The following is a 16,431-nucleotide window of genomic DNA, read 5'->3' as shown; positions in this document are numbered from 1 at the left end:
GGTTCTGGCCACTGACGCCCGATCTGCGCGCGTTTTTCCTCGCGCAAAAAGGCAGTCGTCGCGGTCGATAATGCATGGAGACGGCGCGGTCCTGCGCCGGAATGGAAATGACAACGCAGCACCGCAATAGCGGGCGAGCGGCCATGAAAGCCGTGTTCGCCTACACCGCGCGCCATTGGCGGCGACGCAGGCTCCTGTTGGCTCAGATCGCGGGCGCGATCCTGCTCGCAACGTTCGCCGACGTATTGATACCCTTGTTCTCGGGCCGGCTGGTCGATGCGCTTCTGCTGGCCGGCGAGACGCGCGACGTCGCGCTGTCTCGCGCCCTCGAAGCGTTCGCCGTCATGGTCGCGCTCGGCGCCGGAATGGTCGCCCTCCGTCACTTTGGATGGATGCGCGTCATCCCGCTGTCGCTCGGCATGATGTCGGACATTGCAGAGGAGACGTTCGCGCGCGTGCAGCGCTTCTCCACCGATTGGCACGCCAACAGCTTCTCGGGCTCGGTGATGCGCAAGGTCACGCGCGGCATGTGGGCCGTCGACCAGTTGAACGACACGCTGCTGCTGGCGTTGTTGCCGTCGGCATTCGTGCTCGCGAGCACCACGATCCTGCTCGCGGTGCAGTGGCCGCTGATGGGTCTCGTCGTGGCGCTGGGCGCAGTGGCCTACGTTGCGATGACGGTGTCGCTCGCGATGTACTACATCGCGCCCGCCGCCAAGCTCTCGAACGCGTGGGATACGCGCATCGGTGGCACGCTGGCCGATGCGCTCGGATGCAATGCCGTCGTGAAGGCCTATGGCGCTGAGCACCGCGAGGACGCGCGGCTGATCAACGTCGTCGGCAGATGGCGCAAGCGCAGCGCGCGCACCTGGTCGCGCCACACGCTGGCCGGCACGAGCCAGCACGTCGTACTCCTCACCATTCGCTCGACGCTGGCTGGCGTTGGTCTGTGGCTGTGGTGGAACGACAAGGCGACGCCCGGCGACGTGACGTACATGCTCACGACGTACTTCGTCGTGCACGGCTATCTGCGCGACGTGGGCATGCACGTGCACAATCTCCAGCGCTCGGTGAACGAGATGGAGGAGCTGGTCGAGCTTCATGACGCGCCGATCGGAATCGAGGATCGGAAGGGTGCCGTTCCCATGCGGATCACGGCGGGCGAGGTGCGCTTCGACAACGTGGCGTTCCACTACGGCGCGCACGAGACGCCGCTCTATCGCGACCTCTCGGTCACGATCCGAGGCGGCCAGCGCGTTGGCCTCGTGGGGCACTCTGGTTCGGGCAAGACGACGTTCGTCAAGCTGATCCAGCGCCTTTACGACGTCACGGGCGGGCAGATCCTGATCGACGGCCAGGATGTGAAGCGCGTGACGCAGCAGTCGCTGCGCTCGCAGATCGCCATCGTTCCGCAGGAGCCGATCCTGTTCCACCGGACGCTCGCCGAGAACATCGGCTACGGCCGGCCGGGCGCCTCGCAGGCGGAGATCGAGCGTGCGGCACGCCTCGCCAATGCGCATGAGTTCATCGCCCGCCTGCCGAAGGGCTATCAGACGCTCGTGGGTGAGCGCGGCGTGAAGCTCTCGGGCGGCGAGCGCCAGCGCATCGCGCTTGCGCGCGCGTTCCTGGCGGATGCACCGATCCTGATCCTGGACGAGGCCACATCGAGCCTCGACTCGGAATCGGAGCAGCTCATCCAGGCGGCGGTCGAGCGCCTGCTGCGGGGACGAACGGCGATCGTGATCGCGCACCGCCTCTCGACGGTGAGAAGCCTCGATCGGATCCTCGTGTTCGATCGCGGCCGCATCGCCGAGGACGGCACACATGCCGAGCTGATGCGCCGCCCCGACGGACGCTATCGTCATCTGTTCGAGCGTCAGTTGGGAGACATCCGCGGCGCCGCGGAGTAGAGCGGGCTCCCCTCCCTGCAACGCAGGGAGGGGACGCGCTCAATGTTTGACGGCCGGCCTTGCCACCTCGGCGGCCGGTTTGTCCTCGCGCAGTCCTTTGAAGGACGCGTGACGCAGCAAGCCGTCGCGGGTCCAGGCGCGATAATCGATCTGCGCCACGAGCTTTGGCCCTGCCCAGACGACGCCGCGCCGTTGCGCCGCCGTAAGCGAGTCCCCGAACGCAGACGTCTTGCGCTTGAGTGGCTGCAGCTTTCTCCAGAGTGCGCGCGCGGTCTCGTGCGAGAAACCCGTGCCGACACGGCCCGCATAGACGAAGCGCCCGGCCTCGAACGTACCGAGCACGAGCGCGCCGATCGCCGTTGCATCGACGCTCGACACCACGTAGCCGCCGATCACGAACTCGTCCGTCTGGATGCACTTGGACTTGAGCCAGTCTCCATTCCGTCCCGAGCGGTACGGAAGATCCGCGCGCTTCGAGACGATACCTTCCAGCCCGAGCTTGCACGCGTTTTTGAGGACGGCCACCCCGCTGCCGGAAATATGGGCGCTGAAGCGCAGCCGTTCCGGATCGGCTGCCCGCTCGATCACCGCCTTGAGGAGATCCTTCCGCTCGATGAGAGGCGCGCGGCGCATATCGACGCCGTCGAGATAGAGCAGGTCGAAAGCGACGAACGTCATATCGCCGGACCGGCCCTGCTCGAGCGCCTGAACCAGCGCGGAAAAGCTCGAGACGCCCTTCTCCGTCAGAACGACGGCTTCGCCCTCGACGAGAGCGGATTGGACAGGAAGCTCGGAAAGGGACTTTGCGAGGGAGGAGAAGCGCGCCGTCCAATCGAGGCCGCTGCGTGTGAGCAGTTGGGTTTTTCCGCCCGTGATGCGTGCCTGCAGGCGGTATCCGTCGAGCTTGATCTCGTGCAGCCACAACTCACCGGCGGGCGGTGCGTCCGTGAGGGTTGCGAGACACGGGGCGACGAAAGCGGGGAGGGCATCGCCGCCCCGGGTACGCGTCGTCTTTCCCCTGCGCGCGCCTTTCCTTTCCGGCGTTTGTACGGAACTCTTGCTCATCGCTCTGCATTCGCCCTGTACGAGCGGCCGGTCAGCGCCGCACGCACGGCGCGTTCTGCGCCAACGAGGAGAGCCCAATGCCGATCATCACCACCGCCATCATGACGTTCATACTGCTGATCCTCATCGGCATCGTCGTCGGACTGCTCTTCAATCGGCGTGGCCGGAGCTGGCTTGGCCGTCAGGTGGCGGACGCGACCGGCGCAGGCGACGTCACCTACAGTCTCGTCGGCATCGCCGGATCCTTCATGGGCTTTCATATCGGCGTGATCCTTGGTCTTCTTCCGTCGGTTCTTCTCTATGTGACCGCCATAATCGGAGCCGCGCTCACGATCTGGCTGTGGCGCGGCCGTTGATGCCTCTCAGCGCGCAGCCGCGACCAGCCGCCGGATCGCCTGCTTGAGCGGCTGGCCTGCGCTGTCGTAGTCAGCCCAGGCTTTCGTGGTCGCGAGCAGTGCCGGCACGGTGCGCATCGTGAAGCGCATGGGGTCGAGCCCCTTGCGCACCTGCGCCCAGGTGAGCGGCATGGAGACCGGAGCGCCCGGCCGTGCCCGCGGCGAGAGCGGTGCCACGGCGGTCGCCATCCGGTCGTTGCGGAGATAGTCGAGGAAGATGCGGCCCCGGCGAAGCTTCTTGGTCATGGTGGTCAGGTAGAGGCCTGGGCTGTCGTGAGCCATCTCCTGGCACACCGCCTCCGCGAACATCTTGGCTTCCTTCCAGCCGAGGTCGTTCCCGCGCCCGGCTTTGAGCGGCGTCACCACATGCAAACCCTTGCCTCCCGTCGTCTTGCAGAAGGGCACGAGGCCGAGCGCTTCGAGCCGCCTGCGCAACTCGTTGGCGGCGGCGACGACGTCGTCGAAGGCGAGATCCGGCGCCGGATCGAGATCGAACACCAGCCGTCCCGGAATCGCAGGCTCGTTCGGCATCGAGTTCCACGGATGGAATTCGAGCGCGGCGACCTGCGCCATCGCGATCAGTCCCTCCATGCTATCGATCTGAATGTAGGGCTGGCGGTCCCCGCTGACGCGCACCATCGTGACGAGATCGGAGGTGCCGCGCATGGCGTGGCGCTGGAAGAACGTCTCGCCCTCGATGCCGTCGGGCCCGCGCACGACGGAGCAGGGGCGTCCCGCGATATGGGCGAGCATCCGCTCCCCCACAGCCTCGAGATAGCGCGCGAGATCCATCTTCGTGAGAGCCGCTTCTCCGTCGTGCGCAGGCCACAGCGCTTTGTCAGGGCTCGAAATCGCGACGCCGAGCACGGTATTTCCGCCCGCTGCGGAGGAATGCCACACCGCGTCGGATCCGTGTGCGCTGGGCGTATCCAGCATGAACGTGCTCGGGTCGTTTCCGCGTCCCGAGGCGATCGCGCTCATGCTTCGCCCGGAAGCGACGGACCGGTCCTTCTTCAGCAGCGCGTCCTTGTCCCCTGGGCGGGCATAGGCGTCACGATGCTTGATGAGAAGCCAGTTCGTCCGGCTCCCGCCAGACCTGTCCCGCTTCATGCGCACCAGCACCCAGCTTCCCTTGAGCTTCGTGCCGGCCAGCAGGAATTTGAGCTCCCCGTTTCGCAGGGCTTCTCTCGCGGGCTTGTCGCCCTCGGGCATCCAGAAGCCGCGGTCCCACACCATCACGGTGCCGCCCCCATATTCGCCTTCCGGAATTGTGCCTTCGAAATCGCCATAGTCGAGCGGATGGTCTTCCACCTCGACGGCGAGCCGCTTGTCCGCCGGGTCGAGCGAGGGACCGCGCGTGACGGCCCACGATTTGAAAACCCCGTCGACCTCGAGCCGCAGATCGTAGTGCAGCCGCGTCGCGTCGTGCTTCTGGATTACGAAGCGCGGGTAGTCTGCCGCGCGGATCGTCTGCTGACCCTGGGGTTCCTCGGTTTTCGTAAAGTCACGTTTCGCGCGATACTGTGAGAGTTGCTTCTTTCCCTTCGCCATCGAAGACCTCGCGCCCCGTCACATCTCAAGCGCGTTTTTTGGTTGCACGCGGCGTCTTGGGCTTGCCCCCGGAGGGTGAAGCAACGCTCTTCTTGAGTGCTTCCATGAGGTCGACGATGTTGCCGCCCTTGGGTCGGTCCTCCTCGTGCGCCACAATCTTGCGCCCTTTGAGCTTGTCCTGAATGAGGGCCTTGAGCGCCGTGGCGTAGTGGTCTTCGAACTTCTCGGGGCGGAAGGCGGCGGTCTTCTTTCCGATGAGCTGCACGGCGAGATCCACCATTTCCTTGTCCGGCTTCGCGGTCGGAACCTCGTCGAAGAAATCGACGGGCTTACGCAGCTCCTCCTCGTAGCGGAGCATTTCCATCACCAGCCCATCGTCCAAGGGAGCGATGGCGACAAGCCACTCGCGCCCCGAGATGGTGATCTGCGCGAGGCCTACCTTGCCAGTCTTCCGCAATGCGTCGCGGATCACGACGTACCCCTCGCCCGAAAGAGAATCCGTCGGCGTGATGAAATAGGGACGCTCGAAGTAGCGGTAGTCGATGTCCTTGGCGTCGACGAACTGAACGAGGTCGATCGTTTTCTTGCTCTCGAGCTTGACTGCGTCGATCTCCTCGGGATCGAGGGTGACGTAGGTGTCCTTGTCTACCTCGTAGCCCTTCACGATGTCGGAGCTTTGGATCTTGCCGACGCCGGCGACCGTCTTTTCATAGCTCACGCGCCTGCCGGAGGGCTTGTGGATCTGGCGGAACGTGATGTCGGCTTTCGATTCCACCGCGTTGTAGATTTCAACGCCAATGGTGACCAGGGAGAGCCTGAGGAATCCCTTCCAATAGGCACGTGCAGACTTGGGCATGACGCAACACTCTCACGCTCTATGCACAAACAATGCGCACGGAGAAGCTTCGTTCCACTTTGCGCCGAACGCAAGAGGCGGTGAAAGGTTTCTTACGCGCTGCTTCGGCTGTTGACCTCGATCCAGACCCTTGCGACGGTCTTCAGCAGGCGGGAAATGGTTAAGGGGGATCAGTATGACTGAGGCAGGCAAGCCGGCGGAGGCTGCATCCCCGTCCTCAGGCCCGCCCCCAGGTGAAACGAGCCTACACAGGGTGATGGGACCCTGGCTCCTGCTGCTCTTCATCGTCGGCGACATTCTGGGAACAGGCATCTACGCGCTGACGGGAAAGGTCGCGAACCTGGTCGGCGGCGCCGTCTGGCTCCCGTTCCTGCTCGCCTTCGTCGTCGCGCTTCTCACGGCGTTCAGCTATCTGGAGCTCGTGACGAAATACCCGCGCGCCGCCGGAGCCGCCCTCTACACGCATAAAGCGTTTGGCATTCATTTCGTGACCTTCCTGGTCGCCTTCGCCGTGATGTCGTCCGGCATCACCTCGGCGTCCACCGCATCGCGCGCCTTCGCCGCCAACTTCTCCGACGCATTCGGGCTGGGGCTTGCGGGCGGGATCGGCATCACCGTCGTGGCGCTTCTGTTCATGGCCGCCGTCGCTATCGTGAACCTGCGGGGCGTCGGCGAAAGCGTGAAGCTCAATGTGCTGCTGACCTGCGTCGAACTCAGTGGCCTCCTCATCATCATCGTCATCGGGTTCTGGGCCATCGGTGCCGGACAAGGCGACGTCTCCCGCGTGCTGGAGTTCAAGACGGAGGACAGCGGAAGCATGCTGTGGTCTGCCGTGGCCGCGACCACGCTCGCTTTCTTCGCCATGGTGGGCTTCGAGGACAGCGTGAACATGGCGGAGGAGACCAAGGATCCTGTCCGCACCTTCCCCAAGGTGCTTCTGCTCGGCATCGCGATCACCGGCGTGATCTATCTGCTCGTGTCCATATCCGCCATCACGCTCGTGCCGCCTGCCGAGCTCGGCGAGGGGGAAACGCCGCTTCTCAAGGTGGTCGAGGCGGGTGCGCCGAATTTTCCAATCGAGCTGTTCGGCTTCATCACCATGTTCGCGGTCGCCAACAGCGCGCTGATCAATATGCTGATGGCTAGCCGTCTCGTCTACGGCATGAGCCGCGAGCATGTCCTGCCGCCGATCCTCGGGAAGGTTCATCCGAGGAGGCGCACGCCTTACGTCGCCATCGCGTTTACGACGGCGATCGCGATTGCACTGATCACGTTCGTGGGCGAGGTGCCGGCGCTTGGCGGCACGACAGCGCTTCTGCTCATCTGTGTCTTCGCCATCGTCAACGTCGCCGTGCTCGTTTTGCGAAAGGACGCCGTCGAGCACGATCACTTTCGAACACCGACGGTCATACCGATGGCTGGCGCGGTGAGCTGCATGTTCCTCGCCGGACCGTGGACGGGCCGCGATCCGGTTCAATATAAAATTGCGGGCGCTCTTCTGCTCATCGGCGTTGCGCTCTGGCTTGTCACGGTGTTCATCAACCGCGCGACGAGGCAGCATCCTGCGGATCATCGTGGCGATGATGCAGGCACGAGCGCACCTCGCAATTGAACGCGAGAGCTGCTGAACGCCGGGCATGAGCATGGTCGCGCCGGAACCCTATGGCCGCCACGCGCGTTTCAAACGGACACCATCCCTGAAAAATCCATCTCCAGAGTGGAGGCGTCCCAATGTCTAACGAGAATCGGAATCCCGGCCAGCAGGGCGGGCAGTCTCAGCGCGATCAGCAGCAAGCACAGCAGGATCGCGACAAAGAGCGCCAGAACCAGCGCAACAATCCCGGCAACCCCGCGAAGCCCGGGCAGGATCAGCAGCGCAGCCGCGACCCGCAGCCGGGCGATCAGGATGACCGGAGCGGCGACCAGCGTCAGGCTCAGGATCAGCGCCGCGACCAGCAGCGTTGAGACTAAGAGAATAAGAAAACAAGAAGCGTTTTCGAACTCCTCAGGGCTGCGAACAGGCAGCCCTGATTTTTTGCCGGTTTGTGGGGATTTAGATTTGAGACGCCATGTCAAGCTCGGTTGGCTGCGTAGCCCGCCGAGGGTTGACCTCATGGGACACAGCGCGCAGCATGCGCGCGCGTTGAGGTGCGCGCTTTGATCGTAAATCCGGCCCTTTTGCTCTGGCCGGAGGCAAGAGGAGGTTAGCGAGATATCGCTTCAAGCCAATTTTCTATCGCGCCCATGGCTACGCCGGCCGTTTCTGAAATCTGCTACGGGTCATTCCGCGAAGCTCGCGGCGCGCTACGGCATGATCGCGTGCGCCGTCGCGCTCTTCGCGCTGACGCTCCTGGGTCCGCTCGTCACCTCCCTCGTCGATGACTGGTCGCGCCGAGATGTCGAGTTGCGCGCAACTCTCGTATTCAATTCTGTGAGCGGCCCGCTGTCCGCAATGCTTGAGAACGGGCAGACCGATCATATCAACGAGCTGTTCGAGCGCGTCGCGACGGACTCCCGCATCGTTGCCGTCGCTGTCTGTAGAGACGGGAAGGAGCCCGCACACGCCACGAAACTGATGCCCTCATCCATTTCCTGCGAGAAGATCGCGCGATCGGATACCGAGAGCTTCTCCTCCGTCATCGTCAACGGGCGGCGTATGCTCATCGGCGCCTACCCCATCGTTTCGCGGACAGATCCCTCGCGCGAGATAGAGGGACACTTCATCATCGTGCACGACCTCAGCTTCGCGGAGCATCGCGGGCAGGAAGCGCGCAACTATCTCACGCTCATGCTGGGCGGCATCATCCTCGCAAGCGGGGCGTTGGCCATCGGCCTCGTGCTCTACCTGATCCGCAACTGGCTGCGCACGTTCAAGCAGGCGGTGACGAGCGCGACATCGCCAGGCGTGAGGAATGCAGCTGCCAGCTACGGCCCCTTGGATAAGGAGGTGCGCCAAGTCCTTCGCCAGCTCGAGATGAGCCAGTCCGCCATTGATCGCGACCAGGCGAACTGGAGCAAGGAAACCCTGCGCGACATCATGCTGGCCGAGCTACCGGGCGTGGAAGTGCTCGTCGTAGCCAATCGCGAGCCCTACATCCACAATCATGGCCCCGGTGGCATCGAGCTGCAGACCCCGGCGAGCGGACTCGTGTCGGCTGTGGAGCCGGTCATGCGCGCATGCGGCGGCACATGGATCGCCCACGGAAGCGGAACGGCCGACCGCGAGACGGTCGACGCCAACGACTGCATCGGCGTACCGCCGAGAAGCCCCGAGTACACGCTGCGCCGAATCTGGATTTCGGAGGAGGAGCAGGACGGCTACTACTACGGTCTCGCCAACGAGGGGCTTTGGCCCCTTTGCCACATCGCCTTCACGCGACCCGTCTTTCGCGAATCCGATTGGCGGACCTACCGCGCCGTGAACGAGCGCTTCGCCGATGCGGTTGCCGCCGAAGCCAAGACATCCTCGCCCATCGTTCTGATCCAGGACTATCACTTCGCCCTGTTGCCGCAGATGGTACGCGAGCGCATCCCCGACGCCACCATCATCACCTTCTGGCACATACCCTGGCCGAACGCGGAGACCTTCGGCATCTTCCCGTGGAAGGAGGAGATCATCCACGGCCTGCTGGGAAGCTCGATCATTGGCTTCCACACGCAATTCCACTGCAACAACTTCCTGGAGACGGTGGATCGCTTCGTCGAGAGCCGCATCGATCGCGAGCAGGAGTCGGTGACGCTCAAGGGGCACGAGACCTTCATACGTCCCTATCCCATCTCCATCGACTGGCCCCCGGCTGCGCTTGCGAACCAGAAGAGCATCCAGGACTGCCGGGACGCAGTGCGCAAGCGGCTCGATCTGCCGCCCGAGACGAAGATCGCGGTCGGCATCGAGCGTTTCGACTATACGAAGGGCGTGCTCGATCGCATTCGCGCCGTGGATACGCTTCTCGAAACGCACCCCGAATGGCGTGGGCGCTTCGTTCTGGTGCAGGCGGCCGCGCCCACCCGCAGCAAGCTGCAGACTTACAAGGGGCTGCAGGACGAGGCGATGGCGCTCGCCGAGGAGGTCAATGCGAAGTATGCCGATGTGTCGCCGCAACCCATCAGGCTGATCATCCGCCATCATGAGCCGAGTGAGGTGTTCGAGCTGTTCCGCGCAGCCGACGTTTGCATCGTCTCGAGCCTGCACGACGGCATGAACCTCGTCGCCAAGGAGTTCATCGCAGCGCGCGACGACGAGCGTGGCGTTCTGATGCTATCGCACTTCGCGGGCGCCTCGCGCGAGTTGGCCGAAGCGCTCATCATCAATCCCTACGATGCCCACGCGACGGGAGAGGTGCTCCATAGCGCGCTCGTCATGCCGGAGACGGAGCAGCACGAGCGCATGAGGCTCATGAGGGCCTACGTCAGCACCCGCAACGTCTACCGCTGGGCCGGGCAGATGCTGCTCGATGCGAGCCGCCTCCGCAAGAAGCAGCGCATCCTGGAGATCGCCGCGCTCGATACGGACCGTGCCGGTTAGGGCGAGAGGGCGGTTACGCCTCGGACGGTGCCGTCGCGAACAGGCTCGCGATCGCGGCTTCTGCGCGAGCCCGGTCCGCATCCGCCATGTGAAGCCCCGCCTTCGTGCGACGCCAGAGCACATCCTCGGCCGTTCGCGCCCATTCGTGATCGCGCAGGTAGATAACCTCCCGTTCGGTAAGGCCGCCGCCGAGGGCGGCGCCGAGATCGTTCTCATGCAACGCGCCGCCGAGCACGAGTTCGGCGCGTGTTCCGTAGAGCGAAGCGAGGCGCGAGAGCGTGGCCGGTGCAAGGCCGGGATGGCGGCGTTCGAGACTTTGGCGATAGGCTGAAAAGCCGTTCGCACTGAAATTCCCGCCGGGCAGGGGCTGCGTCGCGGTCCAGGGCGGCGGAAGGCCGGGAAAGAACGGCGCGAGGCGTTCCATCGCCGCTTCCGCGAGACAGCGATACGTCGTGATCTTGCCGCCGACGACATTGAGGAGCGGAGCTTCCCCGTCGCCGTGAATGAGATCGAAGCGATAATCCCGCGAAACAGCGGACGCGTTCGCGGCCCCATCCTCCACCAGAGGGCGCACGCCGGCGAAACGCCACGCGATGTCCTCGCGCGTGAGGGCGCGCGAGAAGAACCGTCCCGCGGCAGCGAGCAGGTACGCCTCCTCCTCTGCACTGGGTTTCGCGCCGTCCTCAGGCGAAGGGGCTGTCACCTCTGTCGTGCCGATGAGCGTAAAGCTCTGCTCGAACGGCAGCGCAAAGACGACGCGCCCATCCGTGTTCTGCAACAGGTAGGCGTCGTCCGCGCCGGAAAGACGCGGCACCACGATGTGCGAGCCGCGCACCAGCCGCAGAGCCGGTGCCTGTCCGGCAGGGCTCGCGAGCCGCGCGACCTCGCTGCACCAGGGCCCGGCCGCATTGACGAGCGCCCTCGCGGCGATGGTGCGCATCCCGGATGCCGTCTGGGCCGTCACCTCCCACAGGCCGCCGCGCCGCGCGAGGTGCGTGACGGGCGTGCGCGTCAGGATGGTGGCGCCGCGCTCGGCCGCATCGAGAGCCGCGAGTACGACGAGACGCGCATCGTCCACCCAGCAATCGTAGTAGGAAAAGCCCGCCCGGAACTCGGGCTTCAAGGGGCGCCCCATCGGATCGCGCGTGAGGTCGACCGAGCCGGAGCCCGGGATCCGGCGCCGTTTCGCGAGGTGGTCGTAGAGAAACAGCCCGAGGCGCATGAGGACGCGCGGGCGCATGCCAGGCGCATCCGGGATGACGAAACGCAACGGCCGTATCAGATGGGGCGCCCGTTCGAGCAGCACCTCCCGCTCCGCCAGCGCCTCCCGCACCAGGCGGAACTCCCAGTGCTCGAGATAACGCAAGCCGCCATGGATGAGCTTCGAGCTGGCCGAGGAGGTCCCGCTCGCCAGATCCGCCTTTTCGAACAGAACGACCTTGAGGCCACGTCCCGACGCATCAGCCGCGACGCCTGCACCGTTGATGCCGCCTCCGACGATCGCTAGATCATAGACGCCGTCAAGCATCCGAAAGGTGCTCCCTGAATCCCGTATCTGCGCCGAACCCTACTACGAATGCGGACAAAAAAGGATCGGTTCGGCACAGGGCCCGGCCGCCCAATGGCTTGGTCCCAAAGGGCCGGACTCCATGGTATGAGTCGCCGCACCCAGAATAGCGCGAACGGCGGGATACGCGACGCACAAGAACCTCGCGCGAAGGGCCGCCAATCGGCGCAACTTGCCACGATGCCGCCGTCTTCCAGCACCAGATCTTCAGCCCATGATGAGACACATGATTGAAAAACTTGCGGCGCTCCTCGCCCTTGCCTTGCTCGCCGCGCCCGCGCACGCCTCCGATCTGCCGCCGCTCAAGACCGGCGACATCGTGTTCCAGAAGACGGAAACCAGCGCCAGCGACGCCATCATGCTCGCGTCCGGTACGCAATATACCCACGTCGGCATCGTCGAGCTCGACAAGGCGGGCAAGCCCCACGTGATCGAGGCGGTGGGGCCGGTGCGCGTCGTTCCCCTCGATCAGTGGATTGCGAACGGTAGGGACAAGCGCGTAACAGTGAAGCGCCTCAAGGGCTTGGATGAAAAGGCCGCCAAGCAGGCGACACAGCGCGCCCGCTACTATCTCGGCCGCCCCTACGATCATTTCTTCTACGAATCCCACGATCAGATTTATTGCAGCGAGCTCATTCACCTCGCCTTCAAGGAAGGGCCGAAGATCTCGGTCGGCGAGCAGCAAAAGGTCCGCGACCTCAAGATCGACACCGCCGCTGCACAAGGCCTCATCAAGCAGCGCTGGAAAGCCCACCCCCTCTGCAAGGCCAAATCCGCCGGAAGCTTCAAGGCGTGCTATGGCCTCATCATGGAGCAGACGCTGGTGACGCCGGCGAGCATCGCCCGCGATCCGCGCATGGAAATGATCTACACCAGCTTCGGGGCCAACGCCGAGTAAGCCCCAGCCCGCCCTTTCGAGATCCGAACGCTCAGCCTCGCGGGTTACCCGCTGTACCGAGCCGGCCGCGAAGCTCGCGCGCCGCGAACTCGACGAACTGGCGCACCTGCGGCTTGGGCATGCGCACGGGCCGGCGCACCAGATGCACCGGCACTTCCGTATCGTCGAAAGCCGCGAGCACGGTCTTGAGACGTTTGCGGGCAAGCGACGCCTCCGCCTGATAGGAGAGAATGCGCGTAAGGCCGAGCCCCGCGACGGCCGCGTCGACGGCCGCCTCCGCCGTATTCACCGCAAGCCGCGCCCGGATGCGGACGGCATACCGCCCATGGGCTGCGCTCCTGAAACTCCAGCGTCCCTCCCGAGGAAGGCCGGAGAACACGATGCAATCGTGATTGACGAGGCCGTCGGGCGTCTTCGGCTCGCCGTGCTTTCGGATATAGGCGGGCGACGCGCAGGTGAGGAGACGCAGCGCGCCGACTTTCGTGGCCATCAGCGATGAGGCCGGCAACGCCCCGATCCTGAGCGCGACGTCGAGGCCTTCCTCTGTGAGATCGACAACCCGGTCTGCGAGGTGAAGCCGCGCATTGAGGCCCGGATGAAGCACGAGGAAGCGCGTAATGAGCGGCAGCACGTAGAGGCGTCCGAACACCACCGGTGCCGTCACGACGATCTCGCCATCCAGCGTGTCGTCGCGCCGCGCGAGACGGCGTTCCGCTCCATCGAGCTCGTCGAGCACGCGGCGGCAGATTTCGAGGTACGTGCGGCCTTCCTCCGTCACGGAAAGGCGCCGCGTCGTCCGCGCGATCAGGTTTGCGCCCACATGCGCTTCGAGGCTCGCCAGTTGCCGGCTCACCGTCGTCAGCGGCAAGCCGAGGTGGCGCGCCGCCGCAGATAGGCTCCCGGTTTCGGCGACCGTTATGAAGACCCGCATGGCGTGAAGGCGGTCCAAATCATTATCCTGAAAAACGGTAGGATGATTTCCGATTTTACCGTCTGTCGCAGAGCTGTCCAGACATGCTTCCATAGAGCCAATGCAACGCGATCTGGAGAGGAGCCGCCCCCGTGCCGAAACTTTACGACCTCGAGCCTTCGGGCAATTGCTACAAGGTGCGTCTGATGTGTGCCGTTCTCGGCGTGCCGCTCGACATCGTGCCCGTGGATTTCATGGCGGGCGCGCACAAGAAAAGCCCCCTGATTGACATGAACCCCTTCGGCGAGATCCCGATTTTCGTCGATGGCGACGTGGTGCTGCGCGACAGCCAGGCGATCCTGGTCTACCTCGCGCGCAAGTGGGGCGGCGAAAGCTGGCTGCCGAGCGAGCCGGCCAAGATGGCCGAGGTCGTCGAATGGCTGATGGTGGCCGAGAACGAGATCGCGCGCGGCCCCAACGATGCACGCCTGCATGACAAGTTTGGCTACAAGCTCGACGTCGCGGCCGCGCGGGAGAAGGCGGCGCGTATCCTGGGCCTGATGAATACGCATCTCTCCAAGACGCAGTGGCTCGCGCTGGGGCGCCCCACCATCGCGGACATCGCCTGCGCGCCTTATGTGGCCATGAGCTACGAAGGCGGCATTTCGCTCGAGCCCTATCCGGCCGTTTCCGCCTGGCTCGATCGCATCAAATCCATCCCGGGTTTTGTTCCGTTTCCGGCGTGAACGCTGCGCCGGCTCGAAGCGCCGCGAGGTTTCTCCATGACCCGTCTTCCGTCAGACTTTGCGTTCAGCCCGGCCGTCAAGGCCGAGCAGGAGCGGCTCGGCTCGCGCGAGCAGTATCGCCGCGTCGAGGAGGGGCATGGCTGGCCGGACCGGATCACACCCGATCTCGCGGCCTTCATCGGAACGGTACGCTCGTTCTACCTCGGAACGGCGAGCGCTTCCGGCCAGCCCTACATCCAGCATCGCGGAGGGCTGCCCGGCTTTCTCTGCGTGCTGGATGAGAAGACGCTTGGCTTTGCCGACTATCGCGGCAACAGGCAGTACATCACCATCGGCAACCTTGCCGAGAACCCGCAGGCGTTCATCTTCCTGATGGACTATGCAAGCCGCCTCCGCATCAAGTTGTGGGGTACGGCACGCGTCGTCGAGAATGACGATGCGCTGCTGCGGCAGGTGAGCCGTATCACCAGCGCGCCGCCCGAGCGGTGCATTCTGTTTCGGGTCGAGGCCTGGGATCGCAATTGCAAGCAGCACATCCCCCGCCTGTTGGCGGCCGAGGATGTCGAGGAGCACGTGAGCGCTCTCGAAGCGCGCATTGCGGAATTAGAGGCGGAGAACGAGCGCCTCAGCGCGGCTGCGTCCTGACGGCGCTTCAGCTCTCGGCACCTGCAGTCTGCGTCAGAAGGTGCTCGGCGCAGAAGGTGGACACCGCGCGGCGGGCCGGCTCGTGATCCGCATCGAGGCACAGGTGCCCTTTGCCCGGGATGATGTCCATCGACACATGGGGGTTCTTGAGCGAGCGGATGAGGAAGCGGTCGACCTCGTCCATCAGGCAGGGAATGACGGGCTGCGAGCGCACCGGAAACAGAGGGCTGTCGCCGGTCAGGATGCAGGCCGGGATTTTGACGGCCGAAACCATCGAGTAGTAGACGCGGTCTCCGTCGATGCCCTGGGGCGTATAGCCGAAGGTGTTGAACATGAAGGTCATGAGATAGTCGCCGATCGGGTTCTCCCGCGCGCGGCGCGTGAAGTTGCCGTAGATGGGCCACTGCTTCGCGGTCGAGAGCGGCGGATCGGCGGCGATCACGGCCTTGAGGCCCGGCGTGCGCCCGTTCGCAAGGCCGAGCGCGACGAGCCCGCCCACGGATTCCCCCACGGCGACGATCTCGCGATCCGAGAAATGCCGCAGGATCATCTCACGCACACGGTCCGTGAAGGCGCGGATCGTCGGTTCGCCGTCCGCCGGTGTTCGCCCGTGACCCGGAAGATCGACGAACAGCAGGTCGAAGTGCTTCGACAGCACCGGATACCAGCCGCGCAGGTTGTCGGAGTTGCGCAAGGCGCCGTGCAGGATGATCACAATCGGCCGCGTGAACGTCCTAGGATCGCGATCCATGAGGAAATACAGCGCGCCGTGTGACGTCGTGGCCGTGCCGATCTTCAGATCCGAATCATCCATCGCCAAAGGCTAGAGCGGGATCGGCGGAGATGCGAGAGCGCTCTCCAAACGCCGCGCGTGAGGCCGAGGGAAGGGACTGCCGCGGCAGGCAGATGCCGATCCATCATGGCTGCCTTGCAGCACACGCCGGTGTCGCGCTTACGGTTTTGTCATGAGAGGAACCGCGCCGCCGAGCGGCTGTTCTCTTTACATCGGTAGAGGGTGGCGGAGCGACAGAGGAGAATGCTCATGAAGACCGTGATGATGGGCATTGCGCTCGCAGCTCTGCTTGGTGCTGCACCCGTCGCAATGGCCAAGGACACATCAAAGCCGATGAAGAGCCAGAGCCAATCAAGCCTGGAGAACGCGAACAGGATGCAGAACCCTGACGGCACCTTCCAAGGCAAGCCTGTGGTTCAGGGTCCCGCACATTGGCAGGATGCCGACCGCTCGGCCAGCTCCGGCACATCGAGCGGCGAATCCGGCTCGCGCTCGGTGAGCGGATCACGCTCGAAATAGCCCTCAGCAAGCCCTTGGCCCAACTGGATCCGGGGCTTGCCTCATCGTCGC

General features: G+C 64.5%; 15 protein-coding genes. 8 read left to right on the top strand and 7 right to left on the bottom strand.

Going from position 1 to position 16,431, the window contains the following annotated elements:
* Positions 1 to 143 precede the first annotated feature (143 nt).
* Positions 144 to 1,910: an ABC transporter ATP-binding protein gene (locus PE058_RS14545; protein ID WP_271028727.1), complete on the top strand. Its 1,767-nt coding sequence runs from the start codon at positions 144 to 146 to the stop codon at positions 1,908 to 1,910.
* A gap of 39 nt (positions 1,911 to 1,949) precedes the next feature.
* Here PE058_RS14545 and ligD (PE058_RS14540) read toward each other — a convergent pair whose 3' ends face one another.
* Positions 1,950 to 2,975, bottom strand: coding sequence for a non-homologous end-joining DNA ligase (gene ligD, locus PE058_RS14540; protein WP_271028726.1), 1,026 nt, complete (start codon positions 2,973 to 2,975; stop codon positions 1,950 to 1,952).
* Between the two features lie 77 nt (positions 2,976 to 3,052).
* Here ligD (PE058_RS14540) and PE058_RS14535 point away from each other — a divergent pair, with 77 nt between their 5' ends.
* A complete protein-coding gene (locus tag PE058_RS14535; protein WP_020086205.1) occupies positions 3,053 to 3,331 on the top strand; it encodes a hypothetical protein in 279 nt (92 codons plus the stop codon).
* Between the two features lie 6 nt (positions 3,332 to 3,337).
* On the opposite strand, the gene ligD (PE058_RS14530) is transcribed toward PE058_RS14535, so the two are convergent.
* Positions 3,338 to 4,921 carry a non-homologous end-joining DNA ligase gene (gene ligD, locus PE058_RS14530; RefSeq protein WP_271028725.1) on the bottom strand — a complete coding sequence of 528 codons (1,584 nt, stop codon included), beginning with the start codon at positions 4,919 to 4,921 and terminating at the stop codon, positions 3,338 to 3,340.
* Between the two features lie 25 nt (positions 4,922 to 4,946).
* Complete coding sequence (gene ku, locus PE058_RS14525; RefSeq protein ID WP_020086207.1) at positions 4,947 to 5,777, bottom strand: non-homologous end joining protein Ku; 831 nt, start codon at positions 5,775 to 5,777, stop codon at positions 4,947 to 4,949.
* A gap of 256 nt (positions 5,778 to 6,033) precedes the next feature.
* Between ku and PE058_RS14520 the strand changes: the two genes are divergently transcribed.
* Positions 6,034 to 7,389 carry an APC family permease gene (locus tag PE058_RS14520; protein WP_271028724.1) on the top strand — a complete coding sequence of 452 codons (1,356 nt, stop codon included), beginning with the start codon at positions 6,034 to 6,036 and terminating at the stop codon, positions 7,387 to 7,389.
* A 68-nt stretch (positions 7,390 to 7,457) separates the two neighbouring features.
* On the opposite strand, the gene PE058_RS14515 is transcribed toward PE058_RS14520, so the two are convergent.
* Positions 7,458 to 7,892, bottom strand: a complete 435-nt coding sequence (locus PE058_RS14515; protein WP_156827394.1) for a hypothetical protein — start codon at positions 7,890 to 7,892, stop codon at positions 7,458 to 7,460.
* A gap of 196 nt (positions 7,893 to 8,088) precedes the next feature.
* Between PE058_RS14515 and PE058_RS14510 the strand changes: the two genes are divergently transcribed.
* Positions 8,089 to 10,302, top strand: coding sequence for an alpha,alpha-trehalose-phosphate synthase (UDP-forming) (locus PE058_RS14510; protein WP_271028723.1), 2,214 nt, complete (start codon positions 8,089 to 8,091; stop codon positions 10,300 to 10,302).
* A gap of 13 nt (positions 10,303 to 10,315) precedes the next feature.
* On the opposite strand, the gene PE058_RS14505 is transcribed toward PE058_RS14510, so the two are convergent.
* Positions 10,316 to 11,830: a glycerol-3-phosphate dehydrogenase gene (locus tag PE058_RS14505; protein ID WP_271028722.1), complete on the bottom strand. Its 1,515-nt coding sequence runs from the start codon at positions 11,828 to 11,830 to the stop codon at positions 10,316 to 10,318.
* A 265-nt stretch (positions 11,831 to 12,095) separates the two neighbouring features.
* On the opposite strand from PE058_RS14505, the gene PE058_RS14500 reads away from it, so the two are divergent.
* Positions 12,096 to 12,767 (top strand): YiiX/YebB-like N1pC/P60 family cysteine hydrolase, encoded by a 672-nt coding sequence (locus PE058_RS14500; protein WP_020086212.1) that lies wholly within the window; start codon positions 12,096 to 12,098, stop codon positions 12,765 to 12,767.
* 31 nt (positions 12,768 to 12,798) lie between these two features.
* Here the strand turns inward: PE058_RS14500 and PE058_RS14495 are convergent, their stop codons facing one another.
* A complete protein-coding gene (locus tag PE058_RS14495; RefSeq protein ID WP_271028721.1) occupies positions 12,799 to 13,716 on the bottom strand; it encodes a LysR family transcriptional regulator in 918 nt (305 codons plus the stop codon).
* Positions 13,717 to 13,829: 113 nt separating this feature from the next.
* Between PE058_RS14495 and PE058_RS14490 the strand changes: the two genes are divergently transcribed.
* Together PE058_RS14490 and PE058_RS14485 are read left to right on the top strand one after the other, a co-directional pair.
* The gene (locus PE058_RS14490) at positions 13,830 to 14,423 is read left to right on the top strand and encodes a glutathione S-transferase family protein (protein ID WP_271028720.1); all 594 of its coding nucleotides are present in this window, start codon (positions 13,830 to 13,832) and stop codon (positions 14,421 to 14,423) included.
* Positions 14,424 to 14,459: 36 nt separating this feature from the next.
* Positions 14,460 to 15,068, top strand: a complete 609-nt coding sequence (locus PE058_RS14485; RefSeq protein ID WP_020086215.1) for a pyridoxamine 5'-phosphate oxidase family protein — start codon at positions 14,460 to 14,462, stop codon at positions 15,066 to 15,068.
* 7 nt (positions 15,069 to 15,075) lie between these two features.
* Here the strand turns inward: PE058_RS14485 and PE058_RS14480 are convergent, their stop codons facing one another.
* On the bottom strand, positions 15,076 to 15,882 hold the full coding sequence (locus PE058_RS14480; protein ID WP_271028719.1) for an alpha/beta fold hydrolase: 807 nt from the start codon (positions 15,880 to 15,882) through the stop codon (positions 15,076 to 15,078).
* Between the two features lie 228 nt (positions 15,883 to 16,110).
* Here PE058_RS14480 and PE058_RS14475 point away from each other — a divergent pair, with 228 nt between their 5' ends.
* Positions 16,111 to 16,380, top strand: a complete 270-nt coding sequence (locus PE058_RS14475; protein WP_020086217.1) for a hypothetical protein — start codon at positions 16,111 to 16,113, stop codon at positions 16,378 to 16,380.
* Positions 16,381 to 16,431: the final 51 nt, after the last annotated feature.

This window comes from Hyphomicrobium sp. DMF-1 (genome assembly GCF_027886585.1).
GTDB classification, from domain to species: Bacteria; Pseudomonadota; Alphaproteobacteria; order Rhizobiales; family Hyphomicrobiaceae; genus Hyphomicrobium_C; species Hyphomicrobium_C zavarzinii.
The sequence above is the reverse complement of the archived record's forward strand: the minus strand, read 5'-3'. Positions and strand labels throughout refer to the sequence as shown.

Excerpts from the sequence above, each read along its gene's own strand:
- ligD (WP_271028725.1), bottom strand. The coding sequence starts at position 4,921 with ATGGCGAAGGGAAAGAAGCAACTCTCACAGTATCGCGCGAAACGTGAC.
- PE058_RS14515 (WP_156827394.1), bottom strand. The coding sequence starts at position 7,892 with ATGAGGTCAACCCTCGGCGGGCTACGCAGCCAACCGAGCTTGACATGG.
- ku (WP_020086207.1), bottom strand. The coding sequence starts at position 5,777 with ATGCCCAAGTCTGCACGTGCCTATTGGAAGGGATTCCTCAGGCTCTCC.
- ligD (WP_271028726.1), bottom strand. The coding sequence starts at position 2,975 with ATGAGCAAGAGTTCCGTACAAACGCCGGAAAGGAAAGGCGCGCGCAGG.
- PE058_RS14485 (WP_020086215.1), top strand. The coding sequence starts at position 14,460 with ATGACCCGTCTTCCGTCAGACTTTGCGTTCAGCCCGGCCGTCAAGGCC.
- PE058_RS14535 (WP_020086205.1), top strand. The coding sequence starts at position 3,053 with ATGCCGATCATCACCACCGCCATCATGACGTTCATACTGCTGATCCTC.
- PE058_RS14545 (WP_271028727.1), top strand. The coding sequence starts at position 144 with ATGAAAGCCGTGTTCGCCTACACCGCGCGCCATTGGCGGCGACGCAGG.
- PE058_RS14480 (WP_271028719.1), bottom strand. The coding sequence starts at position 15,882 with ATGGATGATTCGGATCTGAAGATCGGCACGGCCACGACGTCACACGGC.
- PE058_RS14500 (WP_020086212.1), top strand. The coding sequence starts at position 12,096 with ATGATTGAAAAACTTGCGGCGCTCCTCGCCCTTGCCTTGCTCGCCGCG.
- PE058_RS14520 (WP_271028724.1), top strand. The coding sequence starts at position 6,034 with ATGGGACCCTGGCTCCTGCTGCTCTTCATCGTCGGCGACATTCTGGGA.
- PE058_RS14505 (WP_271028722.1), bottom strand. The coding sequence starts at position 11,830 with ATGCTTGACGGCGTCTATGATCTAGCGATCGTCGGAGGCGGCATCAAC.
- PE058_RS14475 (WP_020086217.1), top strand. The coding sequence starts at position 16,111 with ATGAAGACCGTGATGATGGGCATTGCGCTCGCAGCTCTGCTTGGTGCT.
- PE058_RS14510 (WP_271028723.1), top strand. The coding sequence starts at position 8,089 with ATGATCGCGTGCGCCGTCGCGCTCTTCGCGCTGACGCTCCTGGGTCCG.